Source organism: Pseudidiomarina mangrovi (genome assembly GCF_003999375.1).
Classification (GTDB): Bacteria; Pseudomonadota; Gammaproteobacteria; order Enterobacterales; family Alteromonadaceae; genus Pseudidiomarina; species Pseudidiomarina mangrovi.
Genome location: NZ_RJLC01000010.1, coordinates 363,818 through 384,767 on the forward strand (window position 1 = coordinate 363,818; position 20,950 = coordinate 384,767).

A 20,950-nucleotide genomic window follows, 5' to 3' on the forward strand; every position below is an offset into this window, starting at 1 on the left:
GACTACCCCATCATTTTTTCAATTGGCATGACCAAAATAGAACTACAACCAATCGCTTTCAGTTGTTCCATGGTTTCCCAAAATAAGGTTTCGGTACTTACCACGTGTACTGCGACCAGCTCATCGGTGTGGCTGAGTGGCAACACAGTCGGACGTTCAGCACCGGGCAGCAGTTGGCTGACTTGGTCTAATTTGGCTCGCGGTGCATGCAGCATAATGTATTTGCTTTCGCGTGCTTGCTGCACCCCATCAATACGTGGCAACAACTGATCAACGACCGCCTGCTTGGCTGCATTCAGTGGTTCTGGGCGTTGAATCAGCTGTGCTTGCGAGCGAAAAATTACATCACGCTCAACTAAGCCGTTAGCTTCTAAGGTGGCGCCAGTTGAGACCAAATCACACACCGCATCAGCGAGACCAGCACGCGGAGCAACTTCGACACTACCGGTTAAAATGGCATTGCTGGCTTTTACGCCGCGTTGGGCTAAATAGTTCTGTAGTAAATACGGATAGGTGGTAGCAATACGCTTACCCTGTAAATCGTTGACGCCACCGTAGGCTTCTTCTTTGGGTACCGCAATCGATAAACGACACTGACCAAAGTCGAGCGCCCGCAGCCGTTTAAAGTCATTGGGTAGTTGCGTTGCTTGGCGCTCTAAACGCGCTTCTTCCAGCACGTTCTCGCCGACAATACCTAAGTCGACAACGCCATCCATCACCAAGCCAGGGATATCATCATCACGTACGCGCAGCAAATCAACCGGTTGGTTATTGCTGTGAGCCAGTAAGCGCGCCTCGTGCAGGCTAAATTTGAAACCACAGGCTTCAAGCATGGCAATGGATTCTTTGCTCAAGCGACCTGATTTTTGAATCGCGATAGTTAAACGTTTTGAATTCTTTTCAACGACCATTGTCATTCTCCATAAAAAAAACCCCCGCAAGGATTGCCTCGCGGGGGTTCTAGTAACATGCGAGGGCAACCAAATTTGGCCAGCCCTCAACGCACAACAAGGCTAAGCCGATCGTGAATGATGGTGATGGTGGTGCCCGTTGTTGTAGCGCATATGTATACCTGTAACAGTGATTAGCTATAATCCAGGTGCAATTGTATAGATTGATAATTGTTGGCGCAAGTCGGTTTGTCTGGTTTTTAAGGGCTGCTAGAAAATTCTTGTATGTTAGTTGTCTAATTTTTGGCGGTTGTCTTCCCATAGGCAACAGCAACTCAACAGGCTTTATTTGAGTTCAGCCTCAGGCTATAGTCTCAGGCAGTGAAATGACTCGAGGCAGCGCAGTGATGACAACCCGGTTAATGACAGTAGCATTGGTGAGTTTGGCGGTGATGTCATGGCACAGCGCTTGGGCTCAGGAAGAGGCACCAGGTAAGCAGATACCCGAAGGACAAATTAATGCCCAGCAGGCGCAGTTGGCGAATTTGCTGTACGGAAAAAAATACCTCGACCCGTACATGGTCAATTTTTTAAAGAACATGAGCGACATGGATTACGATTATGAGGGGGATGCGTTTATTACCGACGCTAACCCAACGCGGTTATGTATTTCTAACCTGCGCTACAACATCAGCGACTATGAAACCAATATCCTCGGCCCTTTTGTAACGCTGCGCTTAGATGAAGCGCTGCCGTCTATCATGGGCCTAGAAGACGGATTCTATTGGTCTGAGTTAAGCAATATTCAGCGTAACAATAATCAAGTTAGCTTCTGGTATTCGCCATACAACCAAACCCCAGGCACAATTTGGCTTAGTTCAGCCGATGAAGCAGCGCAGGTGGAGCAGGGTATGCGCTATCTCGCAGAAAACTGCAAGGGCTTGTGGTAACTCGATTCATGCCAACCATTAAGCAGTTATTTCAGCCGGACAGCCGTCTTGCTACTACGGTTCGCGGTTTCGCTCCGCGGGCTTCGCAAACCACCATGGCTGAAGCTGTGGCCAAGGCGCTAAAACAGCGCGGGCAATTAGTGGTGGAAGCCGAAACTGGAACTGGTAAAACCTATGCCTACCTGGTACCCACGCTATTAAGCGATGGTAAAGCGATTATTTCTACCGGTACCAAAAACCTGCAAGAACAGCTATTTCATCGTGATTTACCGGCGCTCAAAGCAGTGTTGGCACCGAACAAATCGGTGGCACTGCTCAAGGGGCGTGGCAACTACTTGTGTTTACATCGTCTGAACCAAGCACTGATTGCCAGCGGTCAACACAACAAAACGCTGCAAAGTCAGCTGGTTGCCGTACGTAGTTGGTCGCAACGCACCGATGACGGTGATGTGGGTACCATTAACATCCTACAAGAAGATGCCGAAGTACTGCCACAGGTGACCAGCACTGCAGAAAATTGCTTGGGCCGAGATTGTCCCGATTTTGACGACTGCTATGTGGTGAAGGCTCGAAAAAAAGCCTTGGAAGCTGATTTAGTGGTCGTCAATCATCATCTTTTCTTTGCCGATATGGCGCTCAAAGATGTCGGTTTTGGTGAGCTAATTCCAGCCGCTGATGCGGTGATTTTTGACGAAGCGCATCAGTTACCTGATATCGCCAGTCAGTATTTTGGTGAGGCGGTATCGAGTCGGCAAGTGCAAGAGCTGGCGCACGAGATGAAACTGCTTTACCTGGCAACCTTAAAAGACTTGAAGCAACTGGATAAAGCCGCCGATAAATTGCTCACTAGCCTGCGTGATTTCCGTTTGGTGTTTGCCAATGACCCAAGCCGTGGCAACTGGCGCACATTCCGCCAGCAAGCAGCGGTGCAGGCCGCAGCACTGGTTGTAGAAGAGCATCTAAGCTTTTTTCATGAGGTACTGAAAAGTGCGCTGGGCCGGCATAATGATTTAGATAATGGTTATGAGCGGTGTGGCCAGTTCCTGCATAAATGGCAGCAATTACAAGATACCAGCCGCACCGGCTATAGTTTTTGGTTCGAGACCACACCAAGGCAATTTACCTTGCATCAAACACCGCTGAGTGTCGCGGATAAATTTGGTGGCTATTTGCGCGCTAGCAATATGGCCTGGATCTTCACCTCAGCGACCCTTGCGGTGAATGAAGATTTTCATCACTTCACCGACCAGCTCGGGTTACACCAACCGACCACGCTGTGTCTGCCCAGCCCATTCGATTTTCAGCAACAGGCCTTGCTATGTTTGCCACGCTATTTGCCGCAGCCGCATGAGCGCGGCATGGCCGAAGCGATTTTACAGATCGTGACGCAAGTCCTTGACGCCAACCAACAGGGCGGCACTTTCGTGCTGTTTACCAGTCACCGTATGCTGCAGATGATTGCTCAGCAGCTAGCGCTGGTGACTGAGCGGCCGTTGTTAGTGCAGGGCAGTACTAGTAAGCGTGATCTGCTGGAGCAATTTATTACGCAGGGTAATGGTGTGCTGCTCGGGACCTCGAGTTTTTGGGAGGGTGTTGATGTGCGCGGTGATGCGCTGCGCTGCGTGATTATTGACAAGCTACCGTTTGCTTCTCCGGACGATCCGCTGCTACAAGCGCGCGTTGAAGATTGTCAGTTACGTGGCATCGATGCTTTTGCTCAGGTACAATTGCCGCAGGCTGTTATTGCCTTAAAACAAGGCGCGGGCAGGCTGATCCGCGATGCCAGTGATCGTGGTGTGCTGATTGTGTGTGATCAGCGCTTGGTGAGCAAACCCTATGGCGGTATCTTTTTACAGAGCTTGCCTAACATGCGTCGTAGCCGCGATTTAAACGATGCCATCGAATTTTTACAACAGTGTGATACCCCATGACTTTGAATCTTTTAGCGCTCGATACCTCAACCGAACATTGCTCCGTGGCTCTGCAGGCCAATGGGCAGTTGTACCTGCGCGCAGCAGTGACACCGCGTGAGCACTCGCAGAAAATTCTCGGCTTTGTTGACGATGTTTTGCGCGAGGCTGGTATCAGCCTTCAGCAGCTGGATGGTTTAGTCAGTGGAATTGGACCGGGCAGTTTTACCGGTGTTCGTATTGGGGTGTCGGTAGCACAGGGTCTGGCGTTTAGTTGTGATTTGCCGGTATACCCAGTGGATACTTTGCAGGCCTTGGCGCAGCAAGCGATCCGTCTCGATGACAGTACTGATAGGGTGATTAGTGCAATTGATGCACGCATGGATGAAGTGTATCTCGCTACCTTTAAAAACGCTAATGGCCTAGCCGAGCAGCTGAGTGCCGCGCAAATGGCACCATTGACTGATTTGTCACAACAACCGTGGTGGCCGCATCTCGTTAATAACGCGCAAAAGTTGCAGGGTGCGGGAACTGGTTGGGCTGCCTACGCGTCTCAATTAGACCCTCAGCAGCAGGTCAGCGTGTGTGAAGCGGCCTTGTTGCCGCATGCACAGGATATGTTGCACATCGCCTTAGCAGCCATAGCAAATGGTGGTGCAGCGGTCAGCGCAGCTGAACTTCAGCCGTTGTATGTGCGTAATGAAGTAGCATGGAAAAAATTGCCCGGTCGTGACTAAGGTACGGCCGTCGACGTAAGGAGTGGAACCATGAAATATATCGCAGTGATATTAGTCGTACTGGGCTTACAAGCCTGTTCACAGGTCCCTGACGAGCTAGCCGTTGCTGAGGGAACCAATCTGACGCCGTTTAGCCAAGCGTTGACCGACCCAGGTCAAAGTATCGGCCAACCAGCGCGCTGGGGTGGAGTAATTGCTGAAATACGCAATACCGATGATGGCACTGAAATTGAGGTGGTAAACTTTCCATTACGTGGTTATGGTCGACCGCAAGTTGGCGATAATAGTGATGGACGATTCCGTGCAGTCTTACCTAGTTTTGTTGACCCTGTTGTTTATGCTCGGGGAAAAAGTGTCACGTTTATGGGAACGGTAGCGGCATCTGTTGAAGGTAAAATCAATGATTATAGCTATACCTTTCCGGTATTAAATGTCACGGGTAAATACTTGTGGAAGGATCTGGAGCAACGTCAGCAGCGACCTGATTACAGTGATCTATGGTTCCGTAATCATTATCTAACCCCACCTTACCGAATTTATTATCCTGTGCCTGTGCCAGTTACACCGCCACAGGACAACAATTAAGCAAGCAGTCAATGGACTATTATGACCCTAGGTAATGATATCAATGGTTGGCAACAGGCTCAGCAGTTGGCTGAGCCTGTTTCGTTTCAACTCAACTGGGGCATCGTGCGCGGTTTAGCCTGGGGCGCCAATGATGGCAAACCATTATTAGCGTTGCACGGTTGGTTGGATAACGCCCATAGCTTCGTGCCCATAGCGGCAGCTTTTCTCAATTCGCCATTAGCGCAATCGCATCGTCTCATCGCTTTGGAGTGGGCCGGCCATGGTCATTCCGACCATCGCCCCGCTGGTAACTATTATCCTTTTATTGATTACGTGTATGACCTGTGGCAACTGTGCGAGCTGCAAGGTTGGGCTCATATTGATGTGCTGGCGCACTCGATGGGTGCTTATGCCGCCAATATGTTGGCTGGAATCGACCCGTTGCGAATTCAGAACCTACTGATGATCGAAGCGTTTGGTTTATTGGCTACGGCGGCCGATGAAACTGCCAAGGACATGCGTAAAGGCTTTATGAGTCGCTGGCAGCAACAGCAAAAAGAACCACCACATTACCCTAATAAAGAGAGCGGGGTGCGAGCCCGGCAGGCTGCCGGTGACTTTAACCAAGCGATCGCTGCCTTGCTGGTTGAGCGCGGCATTGAGCAACTCAGCACTGGGGACTATCGCTTTCGCGCCGATGGGCAGTTGCGTGGTTTATCGCCGCTGCGCTTGACTGCTGAGCAAATTGGTAACGTATTGGGCGAGATAAGCTGCAACATTGAATTGATCCTCGGCGAACAAGGTCATCAGCGCTTACTCGAGGCACTGCAACTCTGGCAACATCAGGTACCGCAGCTTAAAGTTCACCGTTTAGCCGGCGGACACCATGTACACATGGAACAGGCGGCTGCGGTTATCGGCTTGTTTGAGCAGATGATCGACCGCGCGAACGGCTAGTCTAAACTGGTCGGATATGCGATGATTGCGCACATCAACGTCTAAAATAATACGAACAACGATTTGTTCTCTGGAGCTATCAGCGTGGAAAAAGTCTGGATTAAACGTTATCCGGCGGGTGTACCCGCAACCATTGATGCCGACCATTATGCCTCTTTGCTAGAAATTTTCGAAGAAAGTCTAGCCAAGTACGCCGACCGTATCGCCTACGTGAATATGGACCACCAGCTGTCGTTTAAAGAGCTGGATCAGCAAAGTCGTAATTTTGCCGCTTACCTGCAAGCGCAGGGCCTGCAAAAAGGTGATGCAGTGGCCATTATGATGCCTAACTTGCTGCAATATCCGATTGCGCTGTTTGGTACTCTGCGCGCTGGTATGACGGTGGTTAACGTCAACCCGCTTTACACTCCGCGTGAATTAAAGCATCAGCTTAGCGACGCAAATTGTAAAGCTATCGTGATCTTAGATAATTTTGCCAGCACGCTTGAGAAAGTGGTGGCTGACGTGCCGGTTAAACACGTGATTCTCACCGCCATTGGTGACATGTTACCCGCGCCTAAACGCTGGATTGTCAACCTAGTGGTGAAATATGTGAAGAAGATGGTGCCGAGCTATCAGCTCAGCAATACTATTGATTTTCGCAGTGTACTGAGCCATGGCGCGCAGGCTGACTACAGCCGTCCAACAGTGACTGGGGATGATCTCGCCTTTTTACAATACACCGGCGGCACCACTGGTTTAGCCAAAGGTGCCATGCTGTCGCACCGTAATATGGTAGCGAACTTAGAGCAGGTCTCGGCGGTCTTTGCACCGCTGGTGAATGATGGCGAAGAGACTATTATTACCGCGTTGCCGCTCTATCATATTTTTGCCTTAACGGTGAACTGCCTGACCTTTATCAAGCATGGCGGTAAGAACATTCTGATCACCAATCCGCGCGATATGGCCGGCTTTGTGAAAGAGTTGCAAAAGCATCCGTTCTCGATGATTTCAGGGGTGAACACCTTATTCAACGGCCTTTTGCACGCCGAAGGCTTTAAAGACCTCGATTTTAGCAACCTGAAAATTGCTATGGGCGGCGGTATGGCGGTGCAGCGATCTGTGGCTGAACATTGGGAGCGGGTTACCAAGTCACGCTTGCTCGAGGGGTACGGTCTCACTGAGTGTTCTCCAGTGGTCACCACCAACCCAACCGATATTCAGTCATTTACCGGCACGATTGGCATTCCATTACCGTCTACCGATGTACGTATCGTCGATATCGAGAGTGGGGCAGAACTTGCCATTGGCGAAACCGGCGAGATCCAAGTACGTGGTCCACAAGTGATGGTTGGCTACTACAACCGTCCAGATGAAACCGCTAAGGTCATGCAAGATGACTGGTTTATGACCGGTGATATTGGTTTTATGGACGAGCAAGGCTTTGTCAAAATCGTCGACCGTAAAAAAGACATGATCTTGGTGTCTGGTTTTAACGTCTATCCGAATGAAATTGAAGATGTGGTCGTTTCGCACCCGAAAGTTCTTGAAGTCGCTGCCGTGGGTGTACCCCATGATTCATCCGGCGAAGCAGTGAAAGTGTTCGTGGTACGCAAAGACAACAGCTTGACCGAAAAAGAGCTGATTGAATATGCTCGCGAGAACCTAACGGGCTACAAGGTACCGAAATTCGTGGAATTCCGCGAAGACTTGCCGAAAACCAATGTTGGCAAAATTTTGCGTCGGGAATTGCGCGACGAAGAGGCGAAAAAAGCCCATTGATGCCTTACCAATTGATTACTGATGCTAAGGTGCTTGCTGATTTTTGTCAGCAAGCACGCTCAGCACCTTACCTCGCAATCGATACCGAATTTGTTCGCACCCGCACCTATTACGCCAAATTAGGCCTGGTACAAGTACGCGCAGCCGACCAGTTGGCGTTAATCGATACTGTTGCGTTAACCGGCAGCGCTATTCAACCGTTGTGGCAGTTGTTGGGTGATAGCCATACCCAGCTGGTGATTCATGCCGGTGGTGAAGACTACGAGATCTTATCGCAGCAGATGGGGCATATCCCAACCCATGTGTTTGATAGTCAAATTGCCGCCGCCTTTGCCGGCAGCGGTGAGGCGCTTGGATACGCAGCCTTGGTTGAGCAATACACCGGCATGCTGGTGGATAAATCACAGTCACGCACTGACTGGATGCAACGCCCGTTAGCACAAGAACAGCTCGACTATGCGGCACTGGATGTCGACTATCTGTACGAGATTTATCCGCAGTTACTGGAGCAGGTCAGCAACAAAGGCGTTGCCGACTTGGTTTTGGCCGAAACTGCCGAGCAAATTCAGAAGCGCGCTGGTAATTTACCCGACCAAGCCTTGTATCTGTTCTTTGGTAATGCCTGGCAGTGCAATGACCAACAACTGCGAGTGCTGCGCGAGTTATTGATCTGGCGGCAACAACGGGCGCGGCAGTCGGATATTCCGCTAAGCTTTGTTGCCAAAGACCACAGCCTGTTAGAAATGGCACGTAAACCCATCAGCTCAGTGCAGGCGCTCAAAGGTATTACCGACTTATCACCGGTGACAGTGCGCTATAACGGCGATGCCATCATGGCCGCGATTGCCCGTGGCAAAGCCAGCACCGACATGCTGGCGCCGCTGCAACGCTTGACCGATATGAACGGCTATAAAGCCGCGTATGCCGCGGTGAAGCAACGCTGTGATGCCCTCGCTGCTGAACTTGATATCAGCCCAGTGTTGGTGGCCTCACGGCGACAAATCAACGATACCTTGCATTGGTTGTGGCAGATCCCGGCTGATTGGCAGGCATCTTTACCCAAACCTGACTTGTTAAGCGGCTGGCGTGGCGCTAAGCTGGAAGCCGATTTGCTGCAATTAGTGCAGCGCTAACCAAGACGAGAAGCGCTCATGTTGTGTGCTATTTACCGCAGTTCGCGGCGCGCCGATACTTACCTATACATGCCCCATCCGGCAGATTTTTCTAAATTGCCGGAACCGTTGCGGCAACATTTTGGTCAACCTATAGAAGTGATGGTGTTTGCGCTGAAAACAGAGCGTAAATTAGCCCATCTCAGCGTGGATGAATTGCGGCGTCATTTAGACCAGCCCGGCTATTACCTACAATTACCTCCACCAGTGGAAAATCTATTAAAACAACATAAGGAGTCACAGGGATGAAACAGTTTTTGCTACTACTAAGTTTCACCGCCGCGCTATTGCTAAGCCCATGGGCGCAAGCAGAAGAGGGCGAAGCCTTTGCCGCTTATGTGGAGCAGCTGAAAGCCGAGGCGCTGGCTGCCGGTTACACGCAAGAGACTCTCGATAAAGCCTTTGCTGAAGTTAAGTTTTATAAAAAATCAGTCGAGGCTGACAAAAACCAGCCTGAGTTTAAGCTTACTTTAGATACCTATTTACCGCGCGCCGTGCCGGAGTGGAAAGCCACGAAAGCGGTAGAAATGTATGCGAAACATCGTGAGCTATTAGAAAAAATAGGTGCTGAGTATGGCGTACAGCCGCGTTTCATTGTTGCGCTGTGGGGTATTGAAACCAACTTTGGCTCGTTTACCGGCGGTTTTGATGTGGTATCGGCGTTGACCACTATGGCCTATGAAGGTCGCCGCGAAGCATTCTTTAAGAAGGAGCTATGGCATGCTTTGACTATTGTTCAAGAAGGTCACATTGATGTTGCCAATATGAAAGGCTCATGGGCAGGTGCTATGGGCCAAACCCAGTTTATGCCAAGCTCATTTATGAGTTATGCCATTGATTATGATGGCGATGGTCGTAAAGACATTTGGAACTCCATGGGCGACGTGTTTGCCTCGGCCGCCAACTACTTAAAAAATGTTGGTTGGAATGACGATGTAACCTGGGGGCGGCAAGTGAAATTGCCCGATGAATTTGATATCGAGCAAGCTAAATTAAGCATTAAAAAACCGCTGGCAGAATGGCAGGCTCTAGGTGTTCGTAGCATGGACGGCAGCGACCTGCCGAAGCGAGACGATATTGTTGCTGCGGTGGTGATCCCTGATGACCGCCAAGGTCGGGTATTCTTAGCCTATGACAACTACGACGCCTTAATGCGTTGGAACCGCTCACACTATTTTGTTGCGGCGGTAGGCTATCTGTCTGATCGTATTCGTTTTCCGCGCTAATGAGCAGCACCACTGGGGCGTTAACGCCGAGTAAAATTGTCTGTGTGGGGCGTAATTATGCCGAGCATGCCGCGGAGCTGAATAACCCGCTGCCGGCCGAACCATTGCTGTTTATTAAGCCGTCGACTGCGGTAACCCGTTTGCCGCAGGTGCTGATCCCTCTGCATCAAGGTGCCTGCCACCATGAGTTGGAATTGACGTTGTTAATCGGCACCCCATTGCGTCGTGCGACTACTGACCAGGCGCTCGCCGCGGTTGCTGGCGTAGGTTTAGGGCTTGATTTGACCTTGCGCGATGTGCAGAGCAGATTAAAAGCTGCTGGCCAGCCATGGGAACGCGCTAAGGCTTTTGATGGCTCGTGTGCATTGGGGCCTTTTATTCATGCCACTGAGGTTGATTTCGCCCAGCCATTTGGGCTGCAACTGTTTAAAAATAACCAGTTGGTACAGCAGGGCAATACCGCCGATCTATTGTTTCCATTGGCGCAATTGTTAGCCGACATCAGTCAGCAATTCACGCTGTTACCAGGCGATGTAGTGATGACCGGTACCCCTGCTGGGGTCGGGCCACTAAATGCTGGTGACCAGCTGCTACTGTGTTTGACTCAGGGCACGACGCGCTGGCAATGGCCGGCCGATGTCGCGTTTGATTCATGAAGCCATTCTGGCAGACTAAAAAACTCCATGAAATGTCCCATACCGAGTGGGAATCGTTGTGCGATGGTTGCGGCAAATGCTGTCTGAATAAACTGATTGATGACGACACCGAAGCGTTACATTTCACCGATATATGCTGTGAGTTGCTTAACACCGACACCGGGCAATGTAGCAATTACCCGCAACGCCATACCTTTGTGCCTGAGTGTGTAACCATTACCGCAGATAATCTCGCCACGCTGTATTACTTGCCATCGAGCTGTGCCTATCGGCGCTTGGCCGAAGGCCGTGGTTTGGCGGATTGGCATCCGCTCCTCAATAACGGTGACCGCAGCGCTATGGTTGCTGCGGGGATCAGTGTGGTCGGCCGGGTGGAAAGAGAAAATCAATTGCAGACTGATCTGGAAGATCGCATCGTCACGTGGCCGCTGCGTGACTGCGATTAGCGGCTATTTTTGCTTCGATTTAACCGCTAGGTGGGCGGCGATAACGACTATCGCACTCACTGCATAACCCGCAAAAATCACCTGCAGCCACTGCGGCATGCTTAAACCAACGAATTGCCAGTCGATATCACCACACATGCCAGGTGCGCCAAAAAAGCCGGGAAACCACTCATGTAAGGGCATAAAGGCAGGGAATTGTGGGTTGATATCGCACACCGCAAACCACGAGTTGGCGGACTGTTGCAGCGCAACATGATCAGCAGCAATCACATAACCCCAGCTGGCGATTCCCAGCCAGCCAGCCAGACCCAGCCATTTCAAGGGTTTTATCTGCGGGTTAAGCAACGGCAGCAAAGCAATTAAGCCAATGGCTAATACTGCAGTACGCTGATAGATGCAGCGCACGCAGGGTTGTAAATCCATCGCATATTGAAAGTACATGGCGGCGCCAATCAGAGCAAAGCTCGACAGCGCTAACAGTGCCCACGGCCAGCGCTGGGTGGGTAACTGCGCAAAGCGTGAAAGCCATGAGTGAGACTGTGTCATGGAGTGTTCCTGATAAGTTATTATTGCGGCCAACATTACCCCAGCTTCGACAAAAAGTCGACGGGGTTGGCCGGGCCATGTGATGATTAACTTGTCCGACCATTACAAAGACTGATAAAATCGCCAGCTAGACTATGATGTTCAACCTATATAGGTACAGATTATTCAAACCACAGGCCATTTCATGTTAATCAAGGCACAGAGTCCAGCAGGCTTTGCTGAAGAATACATTGTAAAATCAATCTGGAACGGTCATTTTGCGCCGGGCACGATTTTGCCTGCCGAACGCGAGTTATCAGAGCTGATTGGCGTGACCCGTACCACCTTGCGCGAAGTGTTGCAGCGCTTGGCCCGCGATGGCTGGCTGACTATTCAGCATGGTAAGCCAACACGAGTGAATAATTTCTGGGAAACCTCGGGTTTAAATATTTTGGAAACCTTGGCCCAACTCGACGAAGACGGCATGCCATTGTTAGTGGATCAATTGCTGTCAGCACGGACCAATATCAGTGCTATTTATATTCGCGGTGCGGTGCGCAATGCGCCGGAGAAAGTCCGCGAATTGCTGATGCAAGCCAATGATCTGGCTGATACCGCAGAAGCCTTCAGTCAATATGATTACCGTCTGAACCACGATTTAGCGTTTGCCTCAGGCAACCCGATTTATGTGCTGGTGTTGAATGGTTTTAAAGGGCTGTATTCACGTATTGGTAACTTCTATTTCTCCAACCCAGAAGCGCGTCAATTAGCGCGCAAATATTACGCTGACTTACTGGCTAAAGCCGAGCAGGGTGAGAAGAACGACGCTGCATTATTAGTCCGCCAATACGGCTACGAATCAGGCAAAATATGGCAAAGCATGCGTGCTGATATTCCGACTGATCTGATTGGTTAACTCTCTTTGTGTCATAAAAAAGGCGGCCTATGGGCCGCCTTTTTTGTTGCGCTGTGCAGATTACGCGAAGTTTTCGTTCACGAAGTCCCAGTTGACCAGATTCCAGAACGCATTCATGTAGGTTGGACGCGCGTTGCGGTAGTCAACGTAGTAAGCGTGTTCCCATACGTCAACAGTTAACAGTGCTTTGATGCTGCTGTCGGTCAAGGTTGAGCCAGCGTTGCTAGTATTGACGATGTCTACGCCACCGTCAGCAGTTTTCACTAACCAGGTCCAGCCTGAGCCGAAGTTGTTCAGGGCGTTAGCGGTGAACTCTTCTTTGAACTTGTCAAAAGAACCCCATTTAGCATTAATCGCATCGGCAACTTTACCGGTTGCTGCGCCGCCGCCATTTGGGCTCAAGCAATGCCAGTAGAAGGTGTGGTTCCAGACTTGTGCTGAGTTGTTGAAAATACCACCTTTTGAGCTTTTAACGATATCTTCCAGCGACTTGCCTTCAAACTCAGTACCTTTGATACCGTCGTTGAGCTTGGTCACGTAGGTTTGATGATGCTTACCGTAGTGGTAGTCAATGGTTTCAGCAGAAATATGTGGCTCGAGTGCGTCTTTCGCATACGGTAGAGCAGGTAATTCGAATGCCATGTGGACTCTCCATTGTTAGTCATGAATGATTTGTTCGGGTCGTATTAGTTTAGCATTGAATACGACCGTTGCAGTCTCTATATACCTACATAGTGGCAAATTAGTTTATTTCAAGGGCAAGGCAAATTTGTTTTGTGGTAGACTACGCGCCGATCGTTGACCATCAACTAGAGGTGATCATGGAAACTATTGAAAAAATTAAGCAGCAAATCGCCGAACACCCCATTTTGCTTTACATGAAAGGTTCGCCAAAGCTACCCAGCTGTGGTTTTTCATCGCAAGCGTCGCAAGTACTGATGGCCTGTGGCCAGCCGTTCGCGTATGTGGATATCTTACAGAACCCAGATATTCGTGCCGAGTTGCCGAAATATGCTGATTGGCCCACCTTCCCACAACTGTGGATTGAAGGTGAACTAGTAGGCGGCTGCGACATTATCATGGAAATGTATCAGCAAGGTGAGCTGCAGCAAATCATTAGCGATGTTGCTGCGCGTCACCCAGCGCCGAGCGAATAAGTCGCTTATTTTGCGTGTTTCAGATCCGGCCTGATGAAGTAATAGAGAATCAGGCTGGTGATGGCGCCTAAGGTATCCATTAACATATCTTTTTGCGCATCCCACTGATCGCCCTGCGAGCCTAAGAACTCAATACCGGCGTCGCCACCATAATACTGGGCGAACCACCATTCAATAATCTCATAGCCTGCGGCGACACTCATAATCATAAATAAGCCGAAAAATAGCGCGGTTTTGAAGGTTGCCAATTGCTTACGAAGTAAGAATTCCACCGCCGGATAGGCATAAAAACCAATCACAAAATGGGCGATACGGTCGTAATGATTGCGACCCTCTAAGCCGGTAAGTTCGCCGAACCAATCAAAGGGTACTTCAGCAAAGGTGTAATGAGCGCCAATGGTATGCATGATCAGCCAGCCGGCCATCAGGGTGTAGGCCACGTTGCTGAACTGGAAGCGCTGGTAGGTCACGACGATGATAAGGAACACCACAATGACCGGAATCATCTCGGCAATCCAAACATCCATCATGGCGGGGTTGATAACCGACCACACCATCAGCGCTACGATGGCTAATGCTAAGGCATATGGGTAGCGGCGCAGGTTATTGGTCGAGCTCGGATTCTGAGAGGTCGTTGTCATCGCTGGCATCCTTATTGTTATTGTTGTTATCGGTGCTGTTGTGACCACTAAGCGGCCAGCCACCGAGTTGTTGGTAGCGATTCACCATAAAGCAAAACAGTTCGGCGGTGCGCTCGGTATCGTATAGCGCAGAATGAGCCTGCTGTCCATCAAAGGCAATGCCGGCGGCTTGGCAAGCTTTTGCTAGCACCGTTTGGCCTAACGTTAGCGCCGATAGTGCAGCGGTATCAAAGGTCACAAAAGGGTGGAATGGGTTGCGTTTAATGGCTGAACGTTCGGCGGCTGCCATCATAAAATTGTGGTCAAAGGTGGCATTGTGCCCCACTAACACACAGCGCTGGCAATCCACGTCTTTCTGCGATTTGCGGATCAGTTTGAAGATTTCTTTGAGTGCCTCGCTTTCTGGCACGGCACCACGTAGCGGCTGGTAGGGGTCGATGCCATTGAAATCTAGTGCCGCTTGTTCAAGGTTGGCGCCCGCAAACGGCTCGACATGAAAGTGAATGGTCTGGTCCAGCTGCAGTAAACCCTGCTCATCAAAGCGCAGGGTGACTGCAGCGATTTCCAGCAGAGCGTCGGTGCGGGCATTGAAGCCTGCAGTTTCGACGTCGACCACCACTGGTAGGTAGCCGCGAAAGCGTTGTTTCATCATTTGCGTTCAATCAACTCAATGGCGTAACCATCCGGGTCGCGCACGAAGGCAATCACGGTGTTGCCACCTTTGACTGGGCCTGGCTCGCGATACACTTCGCCACCAGCGGCTTTGATGCGGTCGCAAGTGGCGTAGATATCTTCTACACCAATGGCGATGTGACCATAGGCGCCACCCATCTCGTATTTATCAACGCCCCAATTATAGGTCAATTCCAACACCGTGTGGTTAGCTTCATCGCCGTAACCGACAAACGCAAGGGTGTATTTATAGGCTTCGTTCTCGCTTTGGCGCAGCAGTTGCATACCCATGACATTGGTATAGAAAGCGATAGAACGGTCCAAATCACCGACTCGTAACATGGTGTGTAACATGCGCATAGCGTACTCCTTAGTTATGCTGTTAAGGCTTGCGGATAATTATGGCGTATTTATATCATATTTAACGAGCAGCGGGGATTGAACTTGTTGCTGATTGTGAATAGTGGTAGCCTGTTTCGCAGCACATCAGAGGGTAGCGCATGCGACAATACGGGCTCATGATCATTGTGGTTGTACAGCTGGTTTTGGCCGGTTTTGTAAGCCCTGTGCACGGCTCTTCGCATGATTCTGCACACAGTCAGCATGCTAGTCAGCAGAGCATAGAACAAGCTAATAGCCATCACCTTTTGCATCATATTGGCCAGCCCCATGAGCACCATACCGAGCATCCCGAGTACTTTAAAATCAGTTATAGCGATGCTGCATTTGAGCACAGCAACCCGCACCATGATCGCGGCTTACCGGTACTGGCAACGTTAACGCTTCCGTTAGTCATGGCGGCGCCCGCTATCTTTCAACGCACGGCACTGAGCCAATCGTGGCTTGCACCTATTTTATCCGATCAAAAACCACCACCCAGACAATACCTTTAGCACACACTTAATTGGCACTGCGCGAACGCCGCATTGCCTGTTGCTTTGCTAATTACGGAACTGTCATGAAAACTCTTACATCCATTGCTGTCGGCATGATTGCCGCAGTTGCCGTGGCCTTGGTCACGCCAATACTTTTTGCCGCACCTGGTGCACATGGCCCTAATGGTGAGCATATTGAGATATCGCGCGACACCGCTGGTACCCAACATCCACGTTTTGAAGCCGCTACCGAGCAGGTTGAGCTAGTCGGTGAATTACAGGCCGATGGCCTGCGTGTGTACTTGCATGAATTTGCTAGTAATACCCCCATTAATGATGCCGATATGACCCTAGATTATGACGGCTTTAACCTAAGCGCTGCGTATGACACCGAGCATGGCCATTATGTGATCGCTGATGCGGCGCTGGTGGCACGTTTGCAACAACCCGGTGAGCATAATCTGTTGCTGACAGTATTGAGTGCGCAGATCGCTGATTTAGTGCCGGCTAGTTTGATCATTGCTGAGCAGCAGGCTGCTGACCAGCACGGGTACGATGATCATGGCCATGTACCTTGGGGCTGGTTGGGCGCTTTACTGGTCGCATTGGTTGGCGGCGTTTGGCTCGGTCGTACCAGCAAAGCGCGCGCGGAGGTGATGGCATGAAACGAACATTTTTAGTCACCCTGATTGTTATTGCCACCAGTAATCTGTGGGCAGCTCCTGGCGCCCATGGTCCGAATGGCGAGCATCTTGATACCAACAGCAGCGTTGACGGTAGTTGGGGTCGGCAAAGTGATGGTAGCGTAGCGTTGTCAATGCGCCAACAGGCGGTATTGGGGGTGCGTACGGAGCTAACCATGAGCCAGTCAGTAGCTACCACGGTGCAGTTAGCAGCTATGGTACGCGCCCATCCACGCGGACATGCGTTAGTCCAGCCCAGTAGCGATGGGCGTATTAGTACGGTGGCGATGCAGTTACCACTGACTGGTGATTGGGTTGAACAGGGTCAAGCATTGGCCTATTTGCAATTTCAGGACAATGCTTATGAACAAGCAAGCCAGAGCAGTGAATTAGCTGCAATTCGTTATCAGTTAGCCCAGACCGAGCGTGATTTGAAGCGTCTACAAGCCCTTGATGAGCTGGCTGATCAGCAAAGTGTTGAACGTCTAAAAACTCAGTTACAGAGCTTATTGGCACAAGAGCAAGCGCTACAAACCGGGCTGGAGTTACCTGAGCCGCTGCGGGCACCTATCAGTGGTTATGTCATCAATCACGGTGTACGTAATGGCCAATGGGTAGAGGCGGGAACCACCTTGTTTGAAGTGGTGTCGGCTGATCAGCGCCTGCTTGAGGTCAGCGCTGATCAGCAGCTATCTGCGGCAGCTATTACTGCGGCGCGTTTTACCGACCGTCCCGGTGAACTGGTGTTACGCGGTGTGGCACCTGCTATCCAGCAAGGCTTACAACAGCTGATCTTTGAGTACCAAGCGGATGGTAGTGAGCCATTATTGATTGATCAACCCCTGGAAATTGTGGCGCTGCTGGATCAGCAGCAACAAGGCGTGGTGCTGCCGGCTGATGCGGTCGTGCGTAATAATGCCAATCTGCCGGTGGTATGGCTCAAGGTCAGTGCTGAACGCTTTATGCCGCAAGAAGTGCGTTATCACGCCATTGGTGCGGGGCAGGTGGTTATTGTTGCTGGGCTCAGCGACGGTCAACGGGTAGTGGTGCAAGCAGCTTCACGGATCAATCAGGTCCGCTAGGAGGGCTTATGTTTAGTCAATTAGTTCGCATTAGCTTACAGCAACGCATGGTGGTGCTGGTGCTGGCGCTGTTAACCATGGTCTATGGCTGGTGGCAATCGCAACAACTTGCAGTCGACGTGTTTCCTGATTTGAACAAGCCGGTGATCACGATTTTGACCGAAGCGGGCGGCATGGCGCCGGAAGAAGTGGAGCAATTGGTCAGTTTTCCATTGGAAAACCTCATCAACGGTGTCACTGGGGTAACCCGGGTGCGCTCGGTCAGTGGCATTGGCTTATCGGTGTTATATGTCGAGTTTGACTGGGATACCGATATCTATCGTAATCGGCAGTTGGTAGCCGAACGTCTTGATTTAGCCAGCAGTCAATTGCCGCCTGGCGTTACTCCTATGATGGGCCCGGTATCGTCGATTATGGGTGAAATCATGCTGATTGCCTTGCCGCTTAGCGAGCAGGGCGGGGTCAACCCGATGATTGCCCGCGAATACGCCGACTTTGTGCTACGCCCGCGCTTATTAGCGATTGCCGGTATTTCTCAGGTGATCCCAATTGGCGGTGAAGTACGACAACTGCAAGTGATTCCCGATACGCGCAAAATGCGCGCTTACGGTGTCAGTATTGAACAACTGCGGCAAGCCCTCAGCGATTATGCCAGTAATATTGGCGGTGGCTTTGTTGATCAGGGTGATCGCGAATATCTCGTTCGTCATTTAGGTCGTAGTTTGGTCGTGAGTGACTTAGAGCAATTGGCGGTGAGCTGGCAACAGCAGCAACCGTTGCGCTTAGGTGAGATTGCCGAGGTACGCTATGGTGCCGCAGTGAAGCGTGGCGATGGTGGCTTTAATGGTGAAGCGGCGGTCATTATCAACGTACAGAAGCAGCCTGGCGCTGATACTGTGGCGCTGACTGAGCAGGTCGAGCAGGCGCTGGCCGAGCTCAGCCAAGGTTTACCGGCTGGACTTGCAGAACCCACGGTGCTATTTCGCCAGGCCGACTTCATTGAGGCGTCTATTGATAACGTCAGCGAAGCCTTGCGAGATGGTGCCATTTTAGTGGTGATCATTCTGTTTGTGTTTCTGTTGTCGGTGCGCACCACGGTGATCTCGTTGGTGGCCATACCCTTGTCGCTGGCCATTGCGGTATTAGTATTTCAGTGGCTGGGGCAGACCATCAATGTCATGACTTTAGGCGGCTTAGCCATAGCTATTGGCGAACTGGTCGATGATTCGGTGGTTGATGTGGAGAATATTCTGCGCCGGCTGAAACAAAATTATCAGCGCAACGAGCCACTTAGCGTGTTTCAGGTGGTGTGGCAGGCCAGTGTTGAAGTGCGCAGTGGTATCGTTTATGCGACAGCTATTGTGGTGTTGGTATTTATTCCGTTGTTCGCTTTGCCCGGCATTGAAGGGCGGCTATTCTCGCCACTTGGGGTGGCCTATATAGTCGCCATTTTGGCGTCGTTGTTGGTGTCGATGACCATCACCCCAGTGCTGTGCTACTGGCTGCTCCCCCATGTTAAAACCCTCCGGCAACAAGATAGTGGCTTAGTGCTACGGCTTAAGCGTTGGCAGGCGGCGTGGTTAGCTTTCGCGTTGCCGCGGGCACGGACACTGCTGCTGAGTTTTGTTGCGGTGACGGTGCTTGCGGTGGGGTCTATTAGCTGGCTGCCACGGGCATTTTTGCCAGCATTTAATGAAGGGTCGCTGGTGTTGGGGGTAATTTTTTCGCCATCTACCTCGCTGGCTGAATCCAATCGCCTAGCAGCGCTGGCGGAAGAATTGTTGCTGAGTGTGCCAGAAGTTCGCCAAGTAGGGCGCCGTACAGGTCGCGCCGAACAGGATGAACATGCGGAGGGGGTACATGCATCAGAGCTCGATGTGGATTTAATTCCGTCGGAGCGCTCGCGCGACGAGGTGTTGGCCGATATTCGCCAAGCGTTGTCGGTGATCCCTGGTCAAGTTGCTATCGGTCAACCGATTTCGCATCGACTGGACCATTTATTGTCGGGTGTCCGCGCGCAACTGGTGGTGAAGGTGTTTGCCGATGATTTCGATAGCATGCAGCAAATCGCTAATGGTCTGCGCGAGCAACTCACTGTGATTCCTGGACTCGTCGATATCAGCGTGGAGCAACAAGTATTGATTCCACAGATCAGCGTCAACCTGCGCCATGATCAACTGGCCCGCTATGGGCTGACCCCCGGCGCCGCGTTACAGCAACTGCAGTTATTGACAGAGGGGCAGGCAGTTAGCGAGCTCATTGATGGCGTGAAACGCTATGATTTGTTGCTGCGGCTACCGGATCAACAACGCGGACCACAGCAACTGGCGCAGCAATTGATTAGCAGCCCCAGTGGCATGATCCCGGTGGGGTTGATTGCTGACATTGCCGAAACCGATGGCCCCAATCAGATTCTGCGTGAGAATGGTCGTCGGCGTATTGCAGTGTATGCCAATACCACCAGCGACGCCGATGTTGAGCAGATATTGGCTAGTGTGCGTGAGCAAACCGCGGCACTTAGTTTGCCCGATGGCGCTTTTATTGCCATTGAAGGGCAGTTTTTAGCGCAAGAACGAGCCATGCAATTATTGGTCTTGCTCGGGTTGTTATCATTTGCGCTGATTTTTCTGGTGCTGTACGTGCGTTATAACTCGTGGGTATTGGCCAGCATTATTATGGCGAGCTTACCGATGGCGCTACTCGGCGCCGTATTCGCCATGTGGCTGACAGGCTTACCGCTATCGGTGGCTACCGTCATTGGCTTCATTACGGTGACTGGAATAGCGGCGCGTAACGGTATCCTGAAGGTCAGCCATTACTTAAACTTGCAGCGCTTTGAGGGTGAAACCTTTGGTGTAGAACTGTTGGTTCGCGGCGCACAAGAACGCCTAGCCCCGGTGATGATGACCTCTATGGTCACCGCATTTGCGTTGATTCCACTGTTGTTAGCTGCTGATCAGCCTGGTAAGGAGATTTTACACCCTGTTGCGGTGGTGATTTTCTCGGGATTGATCAGCTCAACGTTATTAGATTTGTTATTAACCCCGCTGCTATTTGCGTTATTCGGTCGAGAGCCGAGTCGCAACTGGCAACAAACCGCGTCTGACGCATTAGTGTAACTACGGAG

Annotated in this window: 23 protein-coding genes; 17 read left to right on the plus strand and 6 right to left on the minus strand. The window is 51.1% G+C overall.

All coding sequences use genetic code 11. The annotated features are described in order from the left end of the window. Positions 1–2: 2 nt before the first annotated feature. Positions 3–911, minus strand: a complete 909-nt coding sequence (gene hisG / locus EFO84_RS04905) for an ATP phosphoribosyltransferase (RefSeq protein WP_127346939.1) — start codon at positions 909–911, stop codon at positions 3–5. Between the two features lie 386 nt (positions 912–1,297). Here hisG and EFO84_RS04910 point away from each other — a divergent pair, with 386 nt between their 5' ends. The 11 genes from EFO84_RS04910 (at position 1,298) to EFO84_RS04960 (ending at position 11,272) form a co-directional block, all read left to right on the plus strand. Then, positions 1,298–1,840: a hypothetical protein gene (locus EFO84_RS04910; protein WP_127346940.1), complete on the plus strand. Its 543-nt coding sequence runs from the start codon at positions 1,298–1,300 to the stop codon at positions 1,838–1,840. Between the two features lie 8 nt (positions 1,841–1,848). Further along, a complete protein-coding gene (yoaA, locus tag EFO84_RS04915; RefSeq protein ID WP_127346941.1) occupies positions 1,849–3,771 on the plus strand; it encodes a DNA repair helicase YoaA in 1,923 nt (640 codons plus the stop codon). After that, positions 3,768–4,487 carry a tRNA (adenosine(37)-N6)-threonylcarbamoyltransferase complex dimerization subunit type 1 TsaB gene (tsaB, locus tag EFO84_RS04920; protein ID WP_127346942.1) on the plus strand — a complete coding sequence of 240 codons (720 nt, stop codon included), beginning with the start codon at positions 3,768–3,770 and terminating at the stop codon, positions 4,485–4,487. Before yoaA ends, tsaB begins: the two co-directional genes overlap by 4 nt. Positions 4,488–4,517: 30 nt before the next feature. Then, on the plus strand, positions 4,518–5,072 hold the full coding sequence (locus EFO84_RS04925) for a Slp family lipoprotein (RefSeq protein WP_127346943.1): 555 nt from the start codon (positions 4,518–4,520) through the stop codon (positions 5,070–5,072). A gap of 21 nt (positions 5,073–5,093) precedes the next feature. Beyond that, the gene (locus tag EFO84_RS04930) at positions 5,094–6,011 is read left to right on the plus strand and encodes an alpha/beta fold hydrolase (RefSeq protein WP_127346944.1); all 918 of its coding nucleotides are present in this window, start codon (positions 5,094–5,096) and stop codon (positions 6,009–6,011) included. A gap of 84 nt (positions 6,012–6,095) precedes the next feature. Next, positions 6,096–7,772 (plus strand): long-chain-fatty-acid--CoA ligase FadD, encoded by a 1,677-nt coding sequence (gene fadD, locus EFO84_RS04935; protein ID WP_127346945.1) that lies wholly within the window; start codon positions 6,096–6,098, stop codon positions 7,770–7,772. Continuing rightward, a complete protein-coding gene (rnd, locus tag EFO84_RS04940) occupies positions 7,772–8,905 on the plus strand; it encodes a ribonuclease D (protein ID WP_127346946.1) in 1,134 nt (377 codons plus the stop codon). Before fadD ends, rnd begins: the two co-directional genes overlap by 1 nt. An 18-nt stretch (positions 8,906–8,923) precedes the next feature. Further along, positions 8,924–9,193 carry a YcgL domain-containing protein gene (locus EFO84_RS04945; protein ID WP_127346947.1) on the plus strand — a complete coding sequence of 90 codons (270 nt, stop codon included), beginning with the start codon at positions 8,924–8,926 and terminating at the stop codon, positions 9,191–9,193. Next, entirely contained in the window at positions 9,190–10,170 is a 981-nt protein-coding gene (locus EFO84_RS04950) for a lytic murein transglycosylase (protein ID WP_127346948.1), read from the plus strand. The genes EFO84_RS04945 and EFO84_RS04950 overlap by 4 nt, the downstream gene beginning before the upstream one ends. Then, positions 10,170–10,826, plus strand: a complete 657-nt coding sequence (locus EFO84_RS04955) for a fumarylacetoacetate hydrolase family protein (protein WP_127346949.1) — start codon at positions 10,170–10,172, stop codon at positions 10,824–10,826. Before EFO84_RS04950 ends, EFO84_RS04955 begins: the two co-directional genes overlap by 1 nt. Beyond that, positions 10,823–11,272, plus strand: a complete 450-nt coding sequence (locus EFO84_RS04960) for a YcgN family cysteine cluster protein (protein ID WP_127346950.1) — start codon at positions 10,823–10,825, stop codon at positions 11,270–11,272. Before EFO84_RS04955 ends, EFO84_RS04960 begins: the two co-directional genes overlap by 4 nt. Positions 11,273–11,275: 3 nt before the next feature. Here the strand turns inward: EFO84_RS04960 and dsbB are convergent, their stop codons facing one another. Then, positions 11,276–11,818, minus strand: coding sequence for a disulfide bond formation protein DsbB (gene dsbB, locus EFO84_RS04965; RefSeq protein WP_127346951.1), 543 nt, complete (start codon positions 11,816–11,818; stop codon positions 11,276–11,278). Positions 11,819–12,002: 184 nt separating this feature from the next. On the opposite strand from dsbB, the gene fadR reads away from it, so the two are divergent. Next, positions 12,003–12,713 (plus strand): fatty acid metabolism transcriptional regulator FadR, encoded by a 711-nt coding sequence (fadR, locus tag EFO84_RS04970; RefSeq protein ID WP_127346952.1) that lies wholly within the window; start codon positions 12,003–12,005, stop codon positions 12,711–12,713. A gap of 60 nt (positions 12,714–12,773) precedes the next feature. Here the strand turns inward: fadR and EFO84_RS04975 are convergent, their stop codons facing one another. Beyond that, positions 12,774–13,355: a Fe-Mn family superoxide dismutase gene (locus EFO84_RS04975; RefSeq protein WP_127346953.1), complete on the minus strand. Its 582-nt coding sequence runs from the start codon at positions 13,353–13,355 to the stop codon at positions 12,774–12,776. Positions 13,356–13,534: 179 nt separating this feature from the next. Between EFO84_RS04975 and EFO84_RS04980 the strand changes: the two genes are divergently transcribed. Continuing rightward, a complete protein-coding gene (locus EFO84_RS04980) occupies positions 13,535–13,870 on the plus strand; it encodes a Grx4 family monothiol glutaredoxin (RefSeq protein WP_127346954.1) in 336 nt (111 codons plus the stop codon). Between the two features lie 5 nt (positions 13,871–13,875). Here the strand turns inward: EFO84_RS04980 and EFO84_RS04985 are convergent, their stop codons facing one another. Genes EFO84_RS04985 through gloA form a run of 3 tightly spaced genes read right to left on the minus strand, consistent with a single transcriptional unit; the run spans position 13,876 to position 15,543 of the window. Continuing rightward, the gene (locus EFO84_RS04985) at positions 13,876–14,511 is read right to left on the minus strand and encodes a DUF2238 domain-containing protein (RefSeq protein WP_127346955.1); all 636 of its coding nucleotides are present in this window, start codon (positions 14,509–14,511) and stop codon (positions 13,876–13,878) included. Next, positions 14,474–15,163 carry a ribonuclease T gene (rnt, locus tag EFO84_RS04990; protein ID WP_127346956.1) on the minus strand — a complete coding sequence of 230 codons (690 nt, stop codon included), beginning with the start codon at positions 15,161–15,163 and terminating at the stop codon, positions 14,474–14,476. Before rnt ends, EFO84_RS04985 begins: the two co-directional genes overlap by 38 nt. Beyond that, positions 15,160–15,543, minus strand: a complete 384-nt coding sequence (gene gloA, locus EFO84_RS04995; RefSeq protein WP_127346957.1) for a lactoylglutathione lyase — start codon at positions 15,541–15,543, stop codon at positions 15,160–15,162. The genes rnt and gloA overlap by 4 nt, the downstream gene beginning before the upstream one ends. Positions 15,544–15,701: 158 nt before the next feature. Between gloA and EFO84_RS05000 the strand changes: the two genes are divergently transcribed. The 4 genes from EFO84_RS05000 to EFO84_RS05015 all read left to right on the plus strand — a co-directional run bounded on the left by EFO84_RS05000 (position 15,702) and on the right by EFO84_RS05015 (position 20,942). Further along, on the plus strand, positions 15,702–16,076 hold the full coding sequence (locus EFO84_RS05000; RefSeq protein WP_127346958.1) for a hypothetical protein: 375 nt from the start codon (positions 15,702–15,704) through the stop codon (positions 16,074–16,076). Positions 16,077–16,141: 65 nt separating this feature from the next. After that, positions 16,142–16,723: a hypothetical protein gene (locus EFO84_RS05005; protein ID WP_127346959.1), complete on the plus strand. Its 582-nt coding sequence runs from the start codon at positions 16,142–16,144 to the stop codon at positions 16,721–16,723. After that, positions 16,720–17,823 (plus strand): efflux RND transporter periplasmic adaptor subunit, encoded by a 1,104-nt coding sequence (locus EFO84_RS05010; protein ID WP_127346960.1) that lies wholly within the window; start codon positions 16,720–16,722, stop codon positions 17,821–17,823. Before EFO84_RS05005 ends, EFO84_RS05010 begins: the two co-directional genes overlap by 4 nt. An 8-nt stretch (positions 17,824–17,831) precedes the next feature. Continuing rightward, complete coding sequence (locus EFO84_RS05015) at positions 17,832–20,942, plus strand: efflux RND transporter permease subunit (RefSeq protein ID WP_127346961.1); 3,111 nt, start codon at positions 17,832–17,834, stop codon at positions 20,940–20,942. Positions 20,943–20,950: the final 8 nt, after the last annotated feature.

Bases quoted from the DNA above. Each gene is read 5' to 3' on its own strand.
- EFO84_RS04980 (WP_127346954.1), top strand. From the start codon at position 13,535: ATGGAAACTATTGAAAAAATTAAGCAGCAAATCGCCGAACACCCCATT.
- yoaA (WP_127346941.1), top strand. From the start codon at position 1,849: ATGCCAACCATTAAGCAGTTATTTCAGCCGGACAGCCGTCTTGCTACT.
- EFO84_RS04930 (WP_127346944.1), top strand. From the start codon at position 5,094: ATGACCCTAGGTAATGATATCAATGGTTGGCAACAGGCTCAGCAGTTG.
- EFO84_RS04910 (WP_127346940.1), top strand. From the start codon at position 1,298: ATGACAACCCGGTTAATGACAGTAGCATTGGTGAGTTTGGCGGTGATG.
- EFO84_RS04955 (WP_127346949.1), top strand. From the start codon at position 10,170: ATGAGCAGCACCACTGGGGCGTTAACGCCGAGTAAAATTGTCTGTGTG.
- EFO84_RS04960 (WP_127346950.1), top strand. From the start codon at position 10,823: ATGAAGCCATTCTGGCAGACTAAAAAACTCCATGAAATGTCCCATACC.
- EFO84_RS04985 (WP_127346955.1), bottom strand. From the start codon at position 14,511: ATGACAACGACCTCTCAGAATCCGAGCTCGACCAATAACCTGCGCCGC.
- hisG (WP_127346939.1), bottom strand. From the start codon at position 911: ATGGTCGTTGAAAAGAATTCAAAACGTTTAACTATCGCGATTCAAAAA.
- EFO84_RS05005 (WP_127346959.1), top strand. From the start codon at position 16,142: ATGAAAACTCTTACATCCATTGCTGTCGGCATGATTGCCGCAGTTGCC.
- EFO84_RS05010 (WP_127346960.1), top strand. From the start codon at position 16,720: ATGAAACGAACATTTTTAGTCACCCTGATTGTTATTGCCACCAGTAAT.
- EFO84_RS04945 (WP_127346947.1), top strand. From the start codon at position 8,924: ATGTTGTGTGCTATTTACCGCAGTTCGCGGCGCGCCGATACTTACCTA.
- rnt (WP_127346956.1), bottom strand. From the start codon at position 15,163: ATGATGAAACAACGCTTTCGCGGCTACCTACCAGTGGTGGTCGACGTC.
- dsbB (WP_127346951.1), bottom strand. From the start codon at position 11,818: ATGACACAGTCTCACTCATGGCTTTCACGCTTTGCGCAGTTACCCACC.
- fadR (WP_127346952.1), top strand. From the start codon at position 12,003: ATGTTAATCAAGGCACAGAGTCCAGCAGGCTTTGCTGAAGAATACATT.
- gloA (WP_127346957.1), bottom strand. From the start codon at position 15,543: ATGCGCATGTTACACACCATGTTACGAGTCGGTGATTTGGACCGTTCT.
- EFO84_RS04925 (WP_127346943.1), top strand. From the start codon at position 4,518: ATGAAATATATCGCAGTGATATTAGTCGTACTGGGCTTACAAGCCTGT.
- EFO84_RS05000 (WP_127346958.1), top strand. From the start codon at position 15,702: ATGATCATTGTGGTTGTACAGCTGGTTTTGGCCGGTTTTGTAAGCCCT.
- EFO84_RS05015 (WP_127346961.1), top strand. From the start codon at position 17,832: ATGTTTAGTCAATTAGTTCGCATTAGCTTACAGCAACGCATGGTGGTG.
- EFO84_RS04975 (WP_127346953.1), bottom strand. From the start codon at position 13,355: ATGGCATTCGAATTACCTGCTCTACCGTATGCGAAAGACGCACTCGAG.
- tsaB (WP_127346942.1), top strand. From the start codon at position 3,768: ATGACTTTGAATCTTTTAGCGCTCGATACCTCAACCGAACATTGCTCC.
- rnd (WP_127346946.1), top strand. From the start codon at position 7,772: ATGCCTTACCAATTGATTACTGATGCTAAGGTGCTTGCTGATTTTTGT.
- EFO84_RS04950 (WP_127346948.1), top strand. From the start codon at position 9,190: ATGAAACAGTTTTTGCTACTACTAAGTTTCACCGCCGCGCTATTGCTA.